Raw genomic sequence first — 17841 nt, 5'->3', positions numbered from 1 at the left:
CGCACCACCGGAAGGAATGCGATGCCTGGCTTTATCCTGTCACTGTGGCACCAGATCGTGCTGTCTTTACCGCTGTTCGTCCTGATCGCGTTGGGTTATGGGCTGATTCGCTGGGGGAAATGGCCTTCCAGCATCACCGATGGCCTGACGCGCTTCGTGTTTTCCCTCGCTTTGCCCGCCATGCTGTTTCGCATGATGTGCGATTTCTCGCAGCGCCCGGCGGTCGACGCCCGGCTGCTGATCGCGTTCTTCGGCAGTTGCCTGCTGGTGTTCGTGCTCGGCCGCCTGGTCGCCCGGCACCTCTTCCGGCTGGATGGGGTCGCTGGTTCGGTGTTTGCGCTGGGCGGTATTTTCTCCAATAACGTGATGCTCGGTTTACCGATCGCCAGCGTGATGCTGGGGCAGGCGGCGATCCCGTCGGTAGCGCTGGTGCTGGTGTTCAACGGCCTGATCCTGTGGACGCTGGTGACGGTGTCGATCGAATGGGCGCGCAACGGCTCGCCGACGCTGAGCGGCTTTGCCAAAACCGCCCGCAGCGTGCTGACCAACCCGTTGATCGTCGGCATCCTGTCCGGCACCTTGTTCAGCCTGACCGGCCTGCCGCTGCCGGCCTTCGTCGATCGGCCGGTCAGCATGCTCGGCCAGGTGGCGGCACCGCTGTCGCTGGTGGTGCTCGGCATGAGCCTGGCGGAGTATCGCATCAGCGAAGGCTGGCAGCTGAGCAGCGCCATCTGCGTGCTGAAGTTGTTGGTGCAGCCGTTGGTGATTTGGCTGCTGGCCTGGATGATGGATCTGCCGCCGATGGAGACCCGCGTGGTGGTGCTGTTGGGCTCAATGGCGGTGGGGGTGAACGTCTACCTGATGTCGCGCCAGTTCAATACGCTCACCGGCCCGGCCGCCACCAGCCTGGTGATGTCCACCGTGCTGGCGGCGATCACCACGCCGCTGATCCTCACCGTTATGGGCGTGCGGGCGTAGCCGGCATCGGCGCCTGCGGCACCGCCGGCGCGGTACGATTGAACGGATCGCGCGGCTGGTTGCCGTTAGGCAGCAGTTGCCCGCCGTTCGGCGCGGTTTGCAACAGCTGTTGCCGTTGATTGTCGAACTGTCGCTGCTGCTGGAGGCGGCGTTGATCCATCTGCCGGTTGTTCAACAAGCGCTGTTGTTGCGCCTGCTGGCTGTTTTGGTTGAGTAACTGCTGCTGTGAGCGCAGGTCGGTTACGCCGTTGGCCGCCGCCGCCAACCCAGGCAGCAACAGCAGAGCGAACAGAATGTGAGAAGTTTTCATGATGGTTACCTCGCCTTTTTATTAAGCCTAACTCAGCGGTGAAATTTTGCCGGTAGTTTGTATTTTGTTCAGATGTAAACCGCCTTTCATCCCCTTATGCGTCCATCTTCCGTTACAATCGCGGTTTATGAATTGTTAGGATGAACCCATCGTGCTGCTCTTGGTTATCACCACCATTCTGTGGGCGTTCTCTTTCAGCCTGATCGGCGAATATTTGGCGGGCCATGTCGACAGCTGGTTCTCGGTGCTGATGCGCATCGGGCTGGCGGCGCTGGTGTTCCTGCCGTTCCTGCGCTGGCGCAACATCAAACTCAAGGTGATCCTGCTGTATATGCTGGTGGGTGCCTTCCAGCTGGGCATCATGTACCTCATCAGCTTCCGCGCCTATCTCTATCTGACGGTGCCGGAGTTCCTGTTGTTCACCGTGCTGACGCCATTGTACATCACGCTGATCTACGACTTGCTGAGCGGCCGGCGCCTGCGCTGGGGCTACGCCTTCAGCGCGCTGCTGGCGGTGCTGGGCGCGGCGATCATTCGCTATCACCAACTGAGCGAACACTTCTGGTGGGGGCTGTTGCTGGTGCAGGCGGCGAACATCAGCTTCGCCATCGGCATGGTCGGCTATAAGCGCCTGATGGAAGTGCACCCCTTGCCGCAGCACACCGCCTTTTCCTGGTTCTACCTGGGGGCGGCGGCGGTGGCGGTGGTGGCCTGGTTCCTGTGGGGCAATCCGCAGCAGCTGCCAACCACCAATCTGCAGTGGGGCGTGCTGATCTGGCTGGGCGTGGTGGCGTCGGGGTTGGGTTACTTCATGTGGAACTACGGCGCGACTCAGGTCGATGCGGGCACGCTCGGCATCATGAACAACATGCATGTGCCGGCCGGCTTGTTGGTCAACCTGGCCATTTGGCAGCAGCAGCCGCACTGGCCGAGCTTTATCCTCGGCGGGGCGGTGATCGTCGCTTCGCTGTGGGTGCACCGCCGCTGGGTGGCGCCGAAACAGCTCGGCTAAACGAGGGCCGGCAGTTTACACGCCGGCCGCCAACGCTTTGGCGCCGGTCGCGCCGGGGCGTGCGGCGTCGCGCACGAACGGCAGATGATCGCAGGCGTGCTGGCGGGCCGAGCGGATAAAGGCTTCGGTCACCGCCTGGCGCTGTTCGCCGTCGCGCACGGCGGCGTACAGGCGGCTCCACAGGCCGTCACCCAGGGTTTTGGTCACCACCAGCCCCTGCCGTTCGAAACTCTCCACCACCCAATGCGGCAGCGCCGCAATCCCCATCCGCGCCGAGACCATCTGGATCAGCAGCAGCGTGTTATCGACGTTCTTCAACGCCGGGTTGACGCCCGCCGGCTGCAGGAAATGCCGCCAGATATCCAGCCGCTGGCGCTGCACCGGGTAAATCAACAGCGTTTCATCGCTCAAGTCTTCCGGCTCGATGTGCGGCTTGCCGGCGAGCGGATGATCCGGCGCCAGCACCAGACGCACCTCAAAATCGAACATCGGCGAATAGTGCAGGCCGCTGCGCGGCAGGATATCCGACGTCATCACCAGATCCAGCTCGCCCTGTTGCAGGGCCGGCTGCGGATCGAAAGTGACGCCGGAGGTGAAGTCCATCACCACCTGCGGGAAACGCTGGCGGAAGTTGTCCAGCGCCGGCGTCAGCCACTGAATGCAGCTGTGGCATTCGATGGCGATGCGCAGCGTGGTTTGATGCGGCTCGTGGCAGGCCTGCAGCGCCTGCTGGATCTGCGGCAGCACCTGTTCCGCCAGCTGCAGCAGGATTTCGCCCTGGGCGGTGAAGCGCAGGGGCTGGCTCTTGCGCACGAACAGCTTGAAGCCCAGACGTTGCTCAAGATCGCTGAACTGGTGCGACAGGGCAGACTGCGTCTGATGAAGTTGGGCCGCCGCCCCCGCCAACGAACCGCTGTTGCGCAGAGCCTGCAGAGTCCGTAAATGTTTCAGTTCGATCATGAGAGTCCTTCACATTGACAGTGAATAAATTGCGCTTGTGGTTAATACAGTACCTGCTGATTATGGATGTGTAAACATCTGGACGGCTAAATGGGGAATATGACGATGGCAATCTTGAATCACACACTGGGTTTTCCTCGCGTTGGGCTACGACGTGAGCTGAAAAAAGCTCAGGAAAGCTACTGGGCCGGCAACTCAACGCAGGAAGAGCTGTTGGCGGTTGGCCGCGAGCTGCGCGCTCGTCATTGGCAGCAGCAACGGCAGGCCGGGGTGGATTTGGTGCCGGTCGGCGATTTCGCCTGGTACGATCATGTGTTGACCACCAGCCTGCTGCTGGGCAACGTGCCGGCGCGCCATCAGAATGCGGATGGCTCTATTGATCTGGACACGCTGTTCCGCATCGGCCGTGGCCGCGCACCGACCGGCGAGCCGGCGGCCGCGGCGGAAATGACCAAATGGTTTAACACCAACTATCACTACATGGTGCCCGAATTCCAGCAAGGCCAGCAGTTCAAGCTGGGCTGGACCCAACTGCTGGACGAAGTGGACGAAGCGCTGGCGCTGGGGCATCACATCAAGCCGGTGTTGCTTGGCCCAGTGACTTATCTGTGGTTGGGTAAAGTGAAGGGCGAGCCGTTCGACCGCCTGTCGCTGTTGAAAGAGATCCTGCCGGTTTACCAGCAGGTGCTGGCGGAGCTGGCGAAGCGCGGCGTCGAATGGGTGCAAATCGACGAACCTGCGCTGGTGCTGGAGCTGCCGCAAGCCTGGCTGGACGCCTTCAAACCGGCGTATGACGCGTTGCAGGGGCAGGTTAAGTTGCTGTTGACCACGTATTTCGACAGCGTCGGCCACAACCTCGACACCATTCGCACGCTGCCGGTGCAGGGGCTGCACGTCGATCTGGTCGCCGGCCATGACGATATCGCCGCGCTGAGCGCCGCATTGCCGCAAGACTGGCTGCTGTCGCTGGGCGTGATCAACGGCCGCAACGTTTGGCGCGCCGATCTGAGCCGCTGGTTCGAACGTCTGCAGCCGCTGGTGGGACAGCGCCCGCTGTGGATCGGCACCTCCTGTTCACTGCTGCACAGCCCGATCGATCTGAGCGTGGAAAGCCGTCTGGACGAAGAAGTGAAAAGCTGGTTCGCCTTCGCCCTGCAAAAATGCGCCGAGCTGGCGCTGTTGAGCTCGGCGCTGAACGCGCCTGACGCGACGAAACAGGCCGAGCTGGACGCCTACAGCGCGCCGATCCGCGCCCGTCGCCAGTCGAACCGCGTGCATAACCCACAGGTTGAGCGCCGTCTGGCCGCGATCACCGCGCAGGACTGCGAACGCCGCAGCGCGTACGCCGAGCGCGCTAGGGCGCAGCGCGAGCGTTTCAAGCTGCCGGCCTGGCCGACGACGACCATCGGTTCGTTCCCACAGACCACCGAAATCCGCGGCCTGCGTCTGGACTTCAAACAGGGCCGTTTGGACGGCAGCAACTACCGCACCAGCATCGGTGAGCACATCAAACAGGCGATCGTCGAGCAGGAGCGCCTCGGGTTGGACGTACTGGTGCACGGTGAAGCCGAGCGCAACGACATGGTGGAATATTTCGGTGAGAACCTCGACGGCTTCGTGTTTACCCAAAATGGTTGGGTGCAGAGCTACGGTTCCCGCTGCGTGAAGCCGCCGGTGATCATCGGTGACGTCAGCCGCCCGGAAGCCATTACCGTCGAATGGGCCAAATTCGCCCAGTCGTTGACCGACAAGCCGGTGAAAGGCATGTTGACCGGGCCGGTGACCATCCTGTGCTGGTCGTTCCCGCGTGAAGACGTGACCCGCGAAGTGATCGCCAAGCAGATTGCGCTGGCGCTGCGCGACGAGGTGGAGGATTTGGAAAAAGCCGGCATCGGCATCATTCAGATCGACGAACCTGCGCTGCGCGAGGGGCTGCCGCTGCGACAATCCGACTGGGCCGCCTACCTGAACTGGGCGGTGGACGCCTTCAAATTGAACGCCGCCGTGGCGCAGGATGACACCCAGATCCACACCCACATGTGTTACTGCGAGTTCAACGACATCATGGACTCCATCGCCGCGCTGGACGCCGACGTGATCACCATCGAGACCTCGCGTTCCGATATGGATCTGCTGGAAGCCTTCAAAGAGTTCGAATACCCGAACGAAATCGGGCCGGGCGTCTACGATATCCACTCGCCGAACGTGCCGAGCGTGGAATGGATCGAAGCGCTGCTGCGTAAAGCGGCGCAGAACATCCCGGCGGAACGCCTGTGGGTCAACCCCGATTGCGGCCTGAAAACTCGCGGTTGGCCTGAAACCCGGCAGTCGCTGGCCAACATGGTATTGGCGGCGCAGCGCCTGCGCGAGCACGCGTGATGCCGTGCGGCGGGTAAACCGCCGCAGATAGATTTACTGGTGTGATGATTGGGCGCTTCGGCGCCCTTTTTTATGCGAGGGGGATTACTTGACGCCGTGCTGGGCGAACCACGCCAGCATGCGCTGCCAGCCGTCTTCCGCCGCTTCGGCGTTGTAGCTGGGGCGATAGTCGGCGTTGAATGCGTGCCCGACGCCAGGATACACCACGATTTCGGCATCGGCGTTGGCGGCGCGGATCGCCTGACGCATGTTTTCCACCGTATCCAGCGGAATACCGCTGTCCTGCCCGCCATACAGCCCCAGCACTGGCGTTGACAAGTGCGTGGCGATATCGACCGGATGCTTCGGCGAATTCAGCGTTTTTTCACCCACCAGTTTGCCGTACCAGGCGACGGCCGCTTTTAACTGCGGGTTGTGCGCCGCGTACAGCCAGGTAATTCGGCCGCCCCAGCAAAAACCGGTGATCGCCAGCTTGCCGGCGTCGCCGCCGTGGCGGATAGCCCAGTGCGCGGCGTGATCCAGATCCGACAGCACCTGACGATCCGGCACCTTGGTCACCAGCTGCTGGAACAGCTCGCCGATATCGGTGTAGTCGTTGGCGTCGCCCTGGCGGAAATAGAGCTCGGGAGCAATCGCCAGATAGCCCTGTTTGGCCAGACGGCGGCACAGATCCTGAATATGTTCATGGACGCCGAAGATTTCCTGCACCACCAGCACGATGGGGAAGGGGCCGTTGTGGTCGGCGGGTTTGGCGACGTAGGCCGGCAGCGCGTCTCCCTGGGAAGGAATAGTCGTTTGCCCGGCGTGAATGCCCTGTTCATCGGTGATAATCGCGGAGGCGGCTACCGGCGCGGCGGCCGGGGCGAATCCTCCCTGAGCCTGTTCTAATGTCATCACATGTTCGGTTTTCATTGCGGTCTCCGTGCAATAGAAAAAAGCGCTGAGATTAACTATAGGAAAGATTACCCATTATTGGCGCCGCGTGGCGCACTTTCGGACAAGTCGATAAAAAACGGCTAATTATCTGGCTTTACGGCATTTTTAAGCGCTTTTTATCATGTTATTACGCGTTTTGGCCCGCGTAAGTGCCATAAGGTGCGTTAGAGGGCTTTTTTGTCCCTAAGCAACCGATAAGATGGGGGTATTTCGAATTGATGAGCTAAATAGTTTCAGTCGGCAACCAACAGGCAGGGAGCGGCAAGGTTTGTCGGCTAGACTGAGGTTTAGCGGTACGTTCTGGATGCCTTGCAGTGCTTTTTTTGTGATAAAAATCACAAAAAATATGTAGCATGTAATTTGTTTCTCTTTTCATAGTGACTATCGTCACGAAATTAAGCGGCGATTTTCAGTAGAGTGCTTTTTTGTTCCTCCCAATAAACATGATCCATGAGGAGTCTCGTATGTCTCAGTCTGATGTTTTTCATCTCGGCCTCACCAAGAACGATTTACAAGGGGCCCAGCTTGCCATCGTGCCGGGCGATCCGCAGCGCGTAGAGAAAATTGCCAAGCTGATGGAAAATCCGGTGCATCTGGCCTCCCATCGTGAATTCACCACCTGGCGCGCAGAGCTGGATGGCAAGGCGGTGATCGTCTGCTCCACCGGCATCGGCGGCCCGTCTACCTCTATCGCCGTGGAAGAGCTGGCGCAGCTGGGCATCCGCACCTTCCTGCGCATCGGCACCACCGGCGCCATTCAGGCGAACATCAACGTCGGCGACGTGCTGGTCACCACGGCGGCGGTACGTCTCGACGGCGCCAGCCTGCACTTTGCGCCGATGGAGTTCCCGGCGGTCGCGGACTTCGCCTGTACCACCGCGCTGGTGGAAGCGGCCAAGGCCAGCGGCGCTACCACGCACATTGGTGTGACCGCCTCTTCCGATACCTTCTATCCGGGCCAGGAACGTTACGATACCTACTCTGGCCGCGTCGTTAGTCGTTTCAAAGGCTCGATGGAAGAGTGGCAGGCGATGGGCGTGATGAACTATGAAATGGAATCTGCCACGCTGCTGACCATGTGCGCCAGCCAGGGCCTGCGCGCCGGCATGGTGGCTGGGGTGATCGTCAACCGCACCCAGCAAGAGATCCCGAACGCCGAGACCATGAAAAACACCGAAAGCAAAGCGGTGCAGATCGTGGTGGACGCCGCCCGCCGTCTGCTGTAATCGCCTTCCCTCAACGGGCCGCCGACGCGGTCCGTTGAGATTGATGACAAACCTCATGCCATTGCCCGGTTTGCAGAAAGCAGCGGATAACAAACAGGGAAAATCAATTTATTGAGTTTCGGCTGATAACCACAAAGGAGGAAAAACCGCGTTTTTTCCTCCTTTGTCAACGGACTGAACGGGACGCCGACGCGGTCCGTTTTTCCATTCGCGGCTAATCTGTTACGGTGATACTCCTCAGCGCTGCGCCGATGGCTGCCGCGCGTTGTCAGAACAAAAACAACGAGGACGTTTATGACCGCCCAGATCCTGCTTCATCCTTCGCTTGCGCCGCTCGACGGCGGCATTAACTTCCGTGACTTCGGCGGCAACGGCGTGGCCGACGGGCGCCGCATCAAACGCGGCCTGCTGTTCCGCTCCGGTTCTCTCGAGCGGCTGACGGAAAACGACTGCACTTTCCTCGCTGGGGTGCCGGTGCGTTCGGTGCTGGACTACCGCGATGCCGACGAAGTGCAGGCCAAACCGGATATTCTGTGGAATGGCGCCGACTATCACCACGTGCCGGCCAACCCGCTGAGCAGCGAAGTCAACGCCAACCTGGAAAAGCTCACCAACGAAACGCTGGCCGCTTTCGACGCCCGGGCGTTCATGCTGGAGCTGTATCGCCGCCTGCCGTTCGGCAATGCGGCCTATCAGCGGTTGGCGCAGCTGTTGAGCAACCCCGGCGGCGGCGCAATCGTGCAACACTGCGCGGTCGGCAAGGATCGCACCGGGGTCGGTTCGGCGCTGGTGCTGTTCGCGCTGGGGGCCGACGAAGCGACGGTGCTGGAAGACTATCTGCTGACCGAAACCACGCTGGCCGCTTTCCGCGAGCAGATGCTGGATCAGCTGTCTATCAAGTTGAATGCGGCGGCGCTCGAGCAATTCGCCTACGTGCTCAGCGCGCGCGAGGAGTTCCTGATGACGGCGCTGGGCTGCATCCGCCAACAATACGGCTCCACCGACCGCTGGCTGGAAGCGGAATACGGCCTGGGCGCGGCCCAGCGCGAAGTGCTGCGGGCGTTCTACCTCGAGTAAATTGCCGCGTGTTTAGCCGGGGTTTAACTCGCCCCGGCTTATCCTAGGCGAACCATCGCGTATCAGGAGCCCCGCATTGAGCCTCAATGACGTTATCAACTGGGTCAGCGACGTCGTGCGTCAGCACGAAGGCTGGGCCATTCCCATCATCTTCTTCCTGGCGTTCGGCGAGTCGCTGGCGTTTTTGTCGCTGCTGCTGCCGGCCACGGTGATCCTGCTGGCGCTGGGCGCGCTGATCGGCGAAAGCGGCATCGCCTTTTGGCCGATTTGGGCCGCCGCCGCCGCCGGGGCGTTTTTCGGCGACTGGCTCTCGTACTGGATCGGCTACCACTATCAGGATCGGGTGGCCCATATGTGGCCGCTGTCGCGCAATCCGCAGCTGCTGGCGCGCGGCCACGCCTTCTTTGAGCGCTGGGGCGTGCTGGGCATTTTCATTGGCCGCTTCTTCGGCCCGCTGCGCGCCGTGGTGCCGCTGGTGGGGGGCATTTGCGGCATGCCGCAGCGCTACTTCCAGTTGGCCAACGTCACGTCGGCGATGATCTGGGCGTTCGGCATTCTGGCGCCGGGGGCGTTCGGCATCAAGTGGCTCAGCCAGTGGCTGGGCTGATTTCTCGCTAAATTGCGCAGCGCCGCGCAATATTGTGCGCGGCGGGCAAAATCAGGCTGGACATCCATACAGCCTCCCCTTAACGTGACGGGCAATGGGCGTGCGAAACGCCGGAACGGCAAGGTGCAACAGGAGGCAGGGTGGATACCAGTCTGATTTATGGGATTGGCGGCGTCGCGATCGGCATGCTGTTAGGGTGGCTGATCGCCAGTCTGCGAGTGCAGCAGACGAACGCGCAACATGAAACCGAACTGCGGTTGCTGGAGCAAGCGTTGCAGCAGGCGCAGCAGGAGACGGCCGTGCGGCAGGAGGCCCTGCTGCGCCACGAACAGCAGTCGCGCCAGAACGAGCTGGAGCTGCGCAACCTGCACAGCCAGCTGGCGGCCGGGCATGAAAAACTGCAACAGCTCAACCATTGGCGCAACGAATGCGAGCTGCTCAACCAAGAGCTGCGCGCCCAGCGCGAGGTGAACAGCGCGCAGGAGGCCGAGCTGCGCGAAGTCACCATCCGTCTGGAAGAGACGCGCATGGCGGCGGAGGAGAAGCAGCGTCTGCTGATCAACAGCGAACAGCGCCTCACCACCCAGTTTGAAAACCTCGCCAACCGCATTTTTGAACACAGCGGCCGCAAGGTGGACGAGCAAAATAAGCAAAGTTTGGATCGGTTACTGCTGCCGCTGCGCGAACAACTGGACGGTTTCCGCCGACAGGTGCAGGACAGCTTTGGCCAGGAGGCGCGTGAGCGCCACACGCTGACGCACGAGATACGCAATCTGCAGCAGTTGAATGCGCAAATGGCGCGCGAGGCCATCAACCTCACCAAGGCGCTGAAAGGCGACAACAAGACCCAGGGCAACTGGGGGGAAGTGGTGCTGAGCCGGGTGCTGGAGGCCTCCGGCCTGCGCGAAGGGCACGAGTATGAAACGCAGGTCAACGTGCGGGTAGATCATCAGAGTCGCATGCAGCCCGATGTGATCGTGCGCCTGCCGCAGGGCAAGGATGTCGTGATCGACGCCAAGATGTCGCTGATCGCCTACGAGCGCTATTTCAACGGTGAAGACGAGGCGGAGCGCGAAGCGGCGCTGAGCGAACATATCGCTTCGCTGCGTGGCCACATTCGCATGCTGGGCCGTAAGGACTACCAGCAGCTGCCGGGGCTGCGTTCGCTGGACTATGTGCTGATGTTCATTCCGGTCGAGCCGGCCTTCCTGCTGGCTATCGATCGCGAGCCGGAGCTGATCAGCGAAGCGCTCAAGCACAACATCATGCTGGTCAGCCCGACCACGTTGCTGGTGGCGCTGCGTACCATCACCAACCTGTGGCGCTATGAGCATCAGAGCCAGAATGCCCAGCGCATCGCCGAGCGCGCGGCGAAACTGTATGACAAGATGCGGCTGTTCGTGGACGATATGTCCGCGCTGGGGCAGAGCCTGGACAAGGCGCAGGGCAGTTATCGTCAGGCGATGAACAAACTGAGCGAAGGCCGTGGTAATCTTATCGGCCAAATTGAAGGTTTCCGCGCGCTGGGGGTTGAGGTCAAGCGGCCGATAAACCCGCTGCTGGCGCAGCAAGCCGGCGCGCAACACGATGAAGCGGAAGAGGCGAACGACGACGAGGTCGCCGCGCTGCCGCAGACGAACGACGATGATGATACCACCGGGGAACCGGGCTTCGTTTCGCACGGCTGAGGCCGTGGCGAGGTGGGGTATTCCTCGGGCTTCTGGTACACTCATCCACACAAAATTGACTGAATAGCAGGCAGGACAATGGCAGATCAATCGCAGGAAACCACCGATTTCGGTTTTCGCACCGTCGCTAGAGACGAAAAACAGGCCATGGTGGCGGACGTTTTTCATTCGGTAGCGGCAAAGTATGACGTGATGAACGACCTGATGTCGTTCGGCATCCACCGTATCTGGAAGCGTTTCACCATTGACTGCAGCGGCGTGCGCCGCGGGCAGCGCGTGCTGGATCTGGCCGGTGGCACCGGCGACCTGGCCGCCAAGTTCTCCCGCATGGTTGGCGAGCAGGGGCAGGTGGTGCTGGCGGACATCAACGATTCGATGCTGAAGATGGGGCGCGAGAAGCTGCGCGATCGCGGCATCGTCGGCAACATCAATTACGTGCAGGCCAACGCCGAAGCGCTGCCGTTCCCGGACAATTACTTCGATTGCATCACCATCTCCTTTGGCCTGCGTAACGTCACCGACAAAGACAAAGCGCTGCGTTCGATGTTCCGCGTGCTGAAGCCGGGCGGCCGCCTGTTGGTGCTGGAGTTCTCCAAACCGCTGCTGGCGCCGCTGAGCAAAGCTTACGACGCATACTCTTTCCACGTGCTGCCGAAGATCGGCGAGCTGGTAGTGAAAGATCCGGACAGCTATCGCTATCTGGCGGAATCGATCCGTATGCACCCCGATCAGGAAACCCTGAAGGGCATGATGGGCAACGCCGGTTTTGAAAACGTCACCTATTTCAACCTGACCGGTGGGATTGTCGCCCTGCATCGCGGCTTCAAGTTCTGAGAGGGAGATGCCGATGCTGTTTACCCCTCTGCTGACCGGTGCGCTGGAAACCTCGCTGAATAACCTGCTGTTTCGCGATCGCAGCATGAAAGCCGCTCGCCAACGCCTGGCGGGCAAGGTGCTGCGCATCGAACTGGAAGAGTTGGCTTCACCGCTGGTGCTGGTGTTCAGCGAACTGCGCGTGGATGTGCTGGGGCAGTCTGAAGACAGCGCCGATTGCACGGTGCGCAGCCGCATTCCCTCCTTACTGAAGCTGCGCGATCGCCAGCAGTTGCCGGTGCTGATGCGCAGCGGCGAATTGACGGTGGAAGGGGATATTCAGGTGGTGCAACAGCTGGTTGGCCTGCTCGATCTGGCGGAGTGGGATCCGGCGGAATGGCTGGCGCCCTATATCGGCGATATCGCCGCTCAAGGCATTACGCAGGCGCTGGGCAAAGGTGCTTCGTTACTCAAGGCCGGATTGATGCGTCGGCAGCAAGACATGGCTGAGGCGCTGACGGAAGAGTGGCGTCTGGCGCCGGGGCCGCTGGAAGTGGTGTGGTTCAATGAAGAAGTGGATGCGCTCGCCCGCAGCGCGGAAGCGCTGATTGCCCGCATGGATAAGTTGGAGGGCAAGCGATGACCCCAGGCGAACTGCGTCGTTTGTATTTTATCGTCCGCGTTTTTCTCAGCTATGGGCTGGACGAGCTGATCCCGACAATGCGTTTGACGCTGCCGCTGCGCTTCGGCCGCCGGTTGCTGTTCTGGATGCCTAATCGGCACAAGGACAAACCGCTGGGCGAACGTCTGCGGCTGGCGCTGCAGGAATTGGGGCCGGTCTGGATCAAGTTCGGCCAGATGATGTCGACCCGCCGCGATCTGTTCCCGCCGCACATTGCCGATCAGCTGACGCTGCTGCAGGATCGGGTGGCGCCTTTCGACGGTGCGCTGGCGCGCAAGCATATCGAGCTGGCGATGGGCGGCCCGCTGGAAACCTGGTTCGACGACTTCGAGCAGCAGCCGCTGGCGTCCGCCTCGATCGCGCAGGTGCATACCGCGCGGCTGAAAACCACCGGCCAGGAAGTGGTGCTGAAGGTGATCCGGCCGGATATCGGGCCGATTATCAAAGCCGACGTGCGCTTGATGTACCGGCTGGCAGGCTGGGTGCCGAAGCTGTTGCCGGACGGCCGCCGCCTGCGTCCGCGCGAAGTGGTGCGCGAGTACGAAAAAACCCTGCTGGACGAATTGAACCTGCTGCGCGAAGCGGCCAACGCCATTCAGCTGCGTCGCAATTTCGACGGCAGCCCGATGCTGTACGTGCCGGAAGTTTACTCCGACTACTGCCGCGAAAGCGTGTTGGTGATGGAGCGTATCTACGGCATTCCGGTCTCGGACATCGCCACGCTGGAGCAGCAGGGCACCAACATGAAACTGTTGGCGGAACGCGGCGTTCAGGTGTTCTTTACCCAGGTATTCCGCGACAGCTTCTTCCATGCGGACATGCATCCCGGTAATATTTTCGTCAGCTACGAACATCCGGAAGATCCTTGCTACATCGGCATCGACTGCGGCATCGTCGGTTCGTTGAACAAGGATGACAAACGCTATCTGGCGGAAAACTTCATCGCCTTCTTCAACCGCGATTACCGCAAGGTGGCGGAACTGCACGTCGACTCCGGCTGGGTGCCGCGCGACACTAACGTGGAAGACTTCGAATTCGCCATCCGTACCGTGTGCGAACCGATTTTCGAGAAGCCGTTGGCGGAGATCTCCTTCGGCAACGTGCTGCTGAACCTGTTCAACACCGCGCGCCGCTTCAATATGGAAGTGCAGCCGCAGCTGGTGTTATTGCAGAAGACCTTGCTGTATGTTGAAGGGCTGGGGCGTCAGCTTTACCCGCAGTTGGATCTGTGGACCACCGCCAAGCCGTTCCTCGAGAGTTGGCTGCGCGATCAGGTCGGCATTCCCGCCGTGGTGCGCGCGCTGAAAGAGAAGGCGCCGTTCTGGGCGGAGAAACTGCCCGAGCTGCCCGAGCTGTTTTACGACAGCCTGCAGCAGCATAAACTGTTGCAACAAAGCGTTGATAAGCTGACCAACCAGATGCAGGCTCAGCGGGTTCGTCAGGGGCAGTCACGTTATTTGTTCGGCGTTGGCGCTACACTGTTGGTAAGCGGCACGCTGTTGCTGCTGGGGCAAATCGAGGTGTTCCCCGCCTGGATGATGGCCGCCGGCATCGTATGCTGGGTGATTGGCTGGAAGCGAACCACCTGATTTAATTCGTTACTCTGGTGAAGTCGGCTCTATAATGCGGGCTGGCTTTAAAAGACCCCTTAAAATTAGAGGTAATTAAAATGGGCGGTATTAGTATTACGCAATTGTTGATCATCGCAGTGATCGTGGTGCTGCTGTTCGGCACCAAAAAACTGCGCACGCTGGGTTCCGATCTCGGCGCCTCGATCAAGGGCTTCAAAAAAGCGATCGGTGACGATACGCCGTCGACCCCCAACACGGCTGAAAAAAGCAGCCTGGATGACGCTGATTTCTCGGCCAAGCCTATTACCGATAAGCAGCCGGAAGTGAAACCGGAAGAGTCGAAGAACAAAGAGCAGGTATAAACCGTGTTTGACATTGGGTTTAGTGAGCTGCTGCTGGTGCTGGTGATCGGCCTGGTTGTTCTGGGGCCGGAACGCTTGCCGGTTGCGGTCAGAACGGTATCGGGCTGGATCCGCGCGCTGCGCTCGCTGGCGGCCTCGGTGCAGCACGAACTGTCTCAGGAGCTGAAGCTGCAGGAGCTGCAGGACAGCCTGAAGAAAGCCGAACAGGCCGGCCTGCAGAACCTGACGCCGGAGTTGAAGGCGTCGATGGATGAGCTGAAAGACGCGGCGGAATCCTTGAAACGCACCTACCGGGGCGAGAAAGAAGAGCTGGCGAACACCATCCATAACCCGCAGGCCATCGATCCGGAAGCCTTGCACGACGGCGTGACGCCGGCGGAAGCGGCAACCAGCGCCAGCGCGCCCGCCGCCGTGCCAAAACCGGCAGTGGAACCTGAAGCCGTCGTGGCTGCGCCAGTGGCGGCGCAACCCGCTAAAGCGCCGGTGGAAACCGCGCCTGCTCCTGTCGAACCTGTTGCGGATAAAACCCCAGCGTCTCACCAACCTAGTGGCGATCGTTAATACATGGCTGTTGAAGATACCCAACCCCTTATCAGTCATCTGATAGAGCTGCGCAAGCGGCTGTTGAACTCGATTATTTGCGTACTGGCGGTGTTCGTGGTGCTGGTGTTTTTCGCCAACGACATCTACCAGCTGGTTTCTGCGCCGCTGCTCAAGCAGTTGCCGGCCGGCGCGAGCATGATCGCCACCGACGTGGCGTCACCGTTTTTCACCCCGATCAAGCTGACCATGATCGTTTCGGTGTTCGTCTCCGCGCCGATGATCCTGTATCAGGTATGGGCGTTCATCGCGCCTGCGCTGTACAAGCATGAACGCCGCCTGATGATGCCGTTGCTGGTGTCCAGCAGCCTGTTGTTTTACCTCGGCATGGCCTTCGCCTACTTCATCGTGTTCCCGCTGGCCTTCGGCTTCTTCGCCAAGACCGCGCCGATGGGGGTGACCATTGCGACCGACATTAAAAACTACCTCGATTTCGTCATGGCGCTGTTTATGGCGTTTGGCGTCGCCTTCGAAGTGCCGGTCGCCATCATTCTGCTGTGCTGGAGCGGCGTCACTTCGCCGGAAGACCTGAAGAAGAAACGGCCGTATGTGTTGGTCGGCGCGTTTGTGGTCGGCATGTTGTTGACGCCGCCGGACGTGTTCTCGCAAACCCTGCTGGCGATACCGATGTATCTGCTGTTTGAAGTGGGGGTATTCTTCGCTCGCTTCTATACCGGCAAACGCCGTCCGCAGGCGGAAGACGACGACGAGGGTGACGAACCCCCAGCGCCCTGATCCACATTGATTGCGAAGCCGCCCATAGGGCGGCTTTTGCTTTGGAAAAAACCATGTTTGATATCGGCGTTAACCTCACCAGCAGCCAATTCGCCAAAGACCGCGAGACCGTGGTGGAGCGCGCCCGCGCGGCGGGCGTTACCGGGATGCTGATTACCGGCACCGATCTGCCTGAGAGCCGCGAGGCCGCCAAACTGGCGCAGCAGCATGCGGGCTATTGCTGGTCCACCGCCGGTGTGCATCCGCATAACGCCGGCAGCTGGGATGAACGTAGCACTGAGCAGATTTATGCCCTGGCCGCCGGCCCAGAAGTGGTGGCGATCGGTGAATGCGGTCTGGATTTCAACCGCAACTTCTCGACGCCGGAGCAGCAGGAAGCGGCGTTCAGCGCGCAACTGGCGCTGGCGGCGGAGTTGGCGCTGCCGGTGTTTCTTCACTGTCGCGACGCACACGCACGTTTTGCCGAGCTACTGACGCCGTGGTTGGATAAACTGCCCGCGGCCGTGGTGCACTGCTTCACCGGCACCGCCGAAGAATTAGCAAGCTGCCTGTCGCTGGGCCTGTCGATCGGGATTACCGGTTGGGTATGCGACGAGCGGCGCGGTCTGGAATTGCGCGCCCTGCTGCCGCAAATCCCGGCCGAGCGTCTGCTGCTGGAAACTGACGCCCCTTATCTGTTGCCCCGGGATTTACAGCCTAAACCCGCATCTCGCCGCAACGAACCCTGTTTCCTGCCCCACCTCGTGCATCAGGTCGCCGTCTGGCGGCAGGAAGAGCCGCAATGGCTGGGGCAAAAAACCGATGAGAACGCCCGCCGGCTATTCCGGCTGGTTTGAGCTAGGAGAAAACTATGAGCTATGCATTTCCGGGCACCTTTCCTGGTCGCCGTATGCGCCGCGTGCGCCGTCATGACTTCAGCCGCCGTCTGGTCGCCGAGAACCAACTGACGGTCAATGACCTGATTTATCCGGTGTTCGTCATGGAAGGCAGCAACCGCCAGGAAGAAGTGGCCTCGATGCCGGGCGTATCGCGCATGACGATCGATCTGCTGGTCAAGGAAGCGGAAACCATCGCCAAACTCGGCGTGCCGGTGATCTCCCTGTTCCCGGTGATTGAACCGGGCTTGAAGTCGCTGCATGCGGAAGAAGCCTACAACCCGGAAGGGCTGGTGCAGCGCACGGTGCGCGCGCTGAAAGACGCGGTGCCTGAGTTGGGCATTCTGACCGACGTAGCGCTCGATCCCTACACCACCCACGGTCAGGACGGGGTGATCGATGAGCAGGGCTACGTGATTAACGACGTGACCAAAGACATTCTGGTGCGTCAGGCGCTGTCTCATGCCGAAGCGGGCGCGGAAATCGTGGCGCCGAGCGACATGATGGACGGCCGTATCGGGGCGATCCGCGATCGTCTGGAACTGCAGGGCCTGGTGAACACCCAGATCATGGCCTACTCCGCCAAGTACGCTTCCTGCTATTACGGTCCGTTCCGCGATGCGCTGGGTTCCAGCGGCAACCTGAAAGGCGGCAACAAAAAGACCTATCAGATGGATCCGGCCAACAGCGATGAAGCGCTGCAAGAGATTGCGCAGGATCTGCAGGAAGGCGCGGACATGGTGATGGTGAAACCGGGCATGCCTTATCTGGATGTGGTGCGCCGGGTGAAGGATACCTTCGGCGTGCCGACTTTCGCTTATCAGGTGTCCGGTGAGTACGCCATGCACATGGCGGCGATTCAGAACGGCTGGCTGCAGGAGCAGCCTGCGGTGATGGAGTCGTTGATGTGCTTTAAACGCGCCGGCGCCGACGGCGTGCTGACCTACTTCGCCAAGCGTGTCGCCCAATGGCTGCATGAAGAAGCGCTGCGCCGCTAAGCGCGATACCGTAAAAAAGGCGCCTGAGGGCG

At 60.8% G+C, this 17841-nt stretch carries 18 protein-coding genes; 15 read left to right on the top strand and 3 right to left on the bottom strand.

What is annotated here, in order from left to right:
• Nucleotides 1–21 precede the first annotated feature (21 nt).
• Nucleotides 22–978: an AEC family transporter gene (locus tag J0X03_RS22860; RefSeq protein WP_160203896.1), complete on the top strand. Its 957-nt coding sequence runs from the start codon at nt 22–24 to the stop codon at nt 976–978.
• Here J0X03_RS22860 and J0X03_RS22855 read toward each other — a convergent pair.
• On the bottom strand, nt 959–1288 hold the full coding sequence (locus J0X03_RS22855; RefSeq protein ID WP_033652650.1) for a hypothetical protein: 330 nt from the start codon (nt 1286–1288) through the stop codon (nt 959–961). The two genes, J0X03_RS22860 and J0X03_RS22855, sit on opposite strands and share 20 nt — an antisense overlap.
• Nucleotides 1289–1439: 151 nt before the next feature.
• Between J0X03_RS22855 and J0X03_RS22850 the strand changes: the two genes are divergently transcribed.
• The gene (locus tag J0X03_RS22850; protein ID WP_033652651.1) at nt 1440–2300 is read left to right on the top strand and encodes a carboxylate/amino acid/amine transporter; all 861 of its coding nucleotides are present in this window, start codon (nt 1440–1442) and stop codon (nt 2298–2300) included.
• A 15-nt stretch (nt 2301–2315) separates the two neighbouring features.
• Here J0X03_RS22850 and metR read toward each other — a convergent pair whose 3' ends face one another.
• The gene (gene metR, locus J0X03_RS22845) at nt 2316–3260 is read right to left on the bottom strand and encodes an HTH-type transcriptional regulator MetR (protein WP_016929455.1); all 945 of its coding nucleotides are present in this window, start codon (nt 3258–3260) and stop codon (nt 2316–2318) included.
• 90 nt (nt 3261–3350) lie between these two features.
• On the opposite strand from metR, the gene metE reads away from it, so the two are divergent.
• Nucleotides 3351–5639: a 5-methyltetrahydropteroyltriglutamate--homocysteine S-methyltransferase gene (gene metE, locus J0X03_RS22840; RefSeq protein WP_083223815.1), complete on the top strand. Its 2289-nt coding sequence runs from the start codon at nt 3351–3353 to the stop codon at nt 5637–5639.
• Nucleotides 5640–5723: 84 nt separating this feature from the next.
• Here the strand turns inward: metE and J0X03_RS22835 are convergent, their stop codons facing one another.
• Entirely contained in the window at nt 5724–6551 is an 828-nt protein-coding gene (locus J0X03_RS22835) for a dienelactone hydrolase family protein (RefSeq protein ID WP_033644976.1), read from the bottom strand.
• A gap of 488 nt (nt 6552–7039) precedes the next feature.
• Here J0X03_RS22835 and udp point away from each other — a divergent pair, with 488 nt between their 5' ends.
• The 12 genes from udp to hemB all read left to right on the top strand — a co-directional run bounded on the left by udp (nt 7040) and on the right by hemB (nt 17809).
• Nucleotides 7040–7801: a uridine phosphorylase gene (gene udp / locus J0X03_RS22830; protein WP_004934432.1), complete on the top strand. Its 762-nt coding sequence runs from the start codon at nt 7040–7042 to the stop codon at nt 7799–7801.
• Nucleotides 7802–8095: 294 nt separating this feature from the next.
• Nucleotides 8096–8878 carry a tyrosine-protein phosphatase gene (locus J0X03_RS22825; RefSeq protein ID WP_033644975.1) on the top strand — a complete coding sequence of 261 codons (783 nt, stop codon included), beginning with the start codon at nt 8096–8098 and terminating at the stop codon, nt 8876–8878.
• A 76-nt stretch (nt 8879–8954) separates the two neighbouring features.
• The gene (locus J0X03_RS22820) at nt 8955–9485 is read left to right on the top strand and encodes a DedA family protein (protein WP_004934438.1); all 531 of its coding nucleotides are present in this window, start codon (nt 8955–8957) and stop codon (nt 9483–9485) included.
• A 140-nt stretch (nt 9486–9625) separates the two neighbouring features.
• Nucleotides 9626–11173: a DNA recombination protein RmuC gene (gene rmuC, locus J0X03_RS22815; RefSeq protein ID WP_033644974.1), complete on the top strand. Its 1548-nt coding sequence runs from the start codon at nt 9626–9628 to the stop codon at nt 11171–11173.
• A gap of 78 nt (nt 11174–11251) precedes the next feature.
• Nucleotides 11252–12007: a bifunctional demethylmenaquinone methyltransferase/2-methoxy-6-polyprenyl-1,4-benzoquinol methylase UbiE gene (gene ubiE, locus J0X03_RS22810; RefSeq protein ID WP_004934443.1), complete on the top strand. Its 756-nt coding sequence runs from the start codon at nt 11252–11254 to the stop codon at nt 12005–12007.
• Between the two features lie 13 nt (nt 12008–12020).
• Nucleotides 12021–12629 carry a ubiquinone biosynthesis protein UbiJ gene (ubiJ, locus tag J0X03_RS22805; protein ID WP_033644973.1) on the top strand — a complete coding sequence of 203 codons (609 nt, stop codon included), beginning with the start codon at nt 12021–12023 and terminating at the stop codon, nt 12627–12629.
• The gene (gene ubiB / locus J0X03_RS22800) at nt 12626–14257 is read left to right on the top strand and encodes a ubiquinone biosynthesis regulatory protein kinase UbiB (RefSeq protein WP_033644971.1); all 1632 of its coding nucleotides are present in this window, start codon (nt 12626–12628) and stop codon (nt 14255–14257) included. The genes ubiJ and ubiB overlap by 4 nt, the downstream gene beginning before the upstream one ends.
• Before the next feature lie 80 nt (nt 14258–14337).
• Nucleotides 14338–14601: a Sec-independent protein translocase subunit TatA gene (gene tatA, locus J0X03_RS22795; RefSeq protein WP_004934452.1), complete on the top strand. Its 264-nt coding sequence runs from the start codon at nt 14338–14340 to the stop codon at nt 14599–14601.
• Nucleotides 14602–14604: 3 nt separating this feature from the next.
• Nucleotides 14605–15162, top strand: a complete 558-nt coding sequence (gene tatB, locus J0X03_RS22790) for a Sec-independent protein translocase protein TatB (protein WP_033644970.1) — start codon at nt 14605–14607, stop codon at nt 15160–15162.
• Between the two features lie 3 nt (nt 15163–15165).
• Nucleotides 15166–15936, top strand: a complete 771-nt coding sequence (gene tatC, locus J0X03_RS22785; RefSeq protein WP_033644968.1) for a Sec-independent protein translocase subunit TatC — start codon at nt 15166–15168, stop codon at nt 15934–15936.
• A 53-nt stretch (nt 15937–15989) separates the two neighbouring features.
• Nucleotides 15990–16772, top strand: a complete 783-nt coding sequence (tatD, locus tag J0X03_RS22780; protein ID WP_103101717.1) for a 3'-5' ssDNA/RNA exonuclease TatD — start codon at nt 15990–15992, stop codon at nt 16770–16772.
• A gap of 14 nt (nt 16773–16786) precedes the next feature.
• A complete protein-coding gene (gene hemB / locus J0X03_RS22775; RefSeq protein ID WP_042783470.1) occupies nt 16787–17809 on the top strand; it encodes a porphobilinogen synthase in 1023 nt (340 codons plus the stop codon).
• Nucleotides 17810–17841: the final 32 nt, after the last annotated feature.

It is taken from the genome of Serratia ureilytica, from assembly GCF_017309605.1.
In the GTDB taxonomy this organism is placed as follows: Bacteria; Pseudomonadota; Gammaproteobacteria; order Enterobacterales; family Enterobacteriaceae; genus Serratia; species Serratia ureilytica.
Note: the sequence above shows the minus strand (reverse complement) of the source record. Positions and strands in the feature narration are given on the sequence as shown.

Bases quoted from the DNA above. Each gene is read 5' to 3' on its own strand.
- J0X03_RS22860 (WP_160203896.1), top strand. From the start codon at position 22: ATGCCTGGCTTTATCCTGTCACTGTGGCACCAGATCGTGCTGTCTTTA.
- J0X03_RS22855 (WP_033652650.1), bottom strand. From the start codon at position 1,288: ATGAAAACTTCTCACATTCTGTTCGCTCTGCTGTTGCTGCCTGGGTTG.
- metR (WP_016929455.1), bottom strand. From the start codon at position 3,260: ATGATCGAACTGAAACATTTACGGACTCTGCAGGCTCTGCGCAACAGC.
- metE (WP_083223815.1), top strand. From the start codon at position 3,351: ATGGGGAATATGACGATGGCAATCTTGAATCACACACTGGGTTTTCCT.
- J0X03_RS22835 (WP_033644976.1), bottom strand. From the start codon at position 6,551: ATGAAAACCGAACATGTGATGACATTAGAACAGGCTCAGGGAGGATTC.
- udp (WP_004934432.1), top strand. From the start codon at position 7,040: ATGTCTCAGTCTGATGTTTTTCATCTCGGCCTCACCAAGAACGATTTA.
- J0X03_RS22825 (WP_033644975.1), top strand. From the start codon at position 8,096: ATGACCGCCCAGATCCTGCTTCATCCTTCGCTTGCGCCGCTCGACGGC.
- ubiE (WP_004934443.1), top strand. From the start codon at position 11,252: ATGGCAGATCAATCGCAGGAAACCACCGATTTCGGTTTTCGCACCGTC.
- ubiJ (WP_033644973.1), top strand. From the start codon at position 12,021: ATGCTGTTTACCCCTCTGCTGACCGGTGCGCTGGAAACCTCGCTGAAT.
- ubiB (WP_033644971.1), top strand. From the start codon at position 12,626: ATGACCCCAGGCGAACTGCGTCGTTTGTATTTTATCGTCCGCGTTTTT.
- tatA (WP_004934452.1), top strand. From the start codon at position 14,338: ATGGGCGGTATTAGTATTACGCAATTGTTGATCATCGCAGTGATCGTG.
- tatC (WP_033644968.1), top strand. From the start codon at position 15,166: ATGGCTGTTGAAGATACCCAACCCCTTATCAGTCATCTGATAGAGCTG.
- tatD (WP_103101717.1), top strand. From the start codon at position 15,990: ATGTTTGATATCGGCGTTAACCTCACCAGCAGCCAATTCGCCAAAGAC.
- hemB (WP_042783470.1), top strand. From the start codon at position 16,787: ATGAGCTATGCATTTCCGGGCACCTTTCCTGGTCGCCGTATGCGCCGC.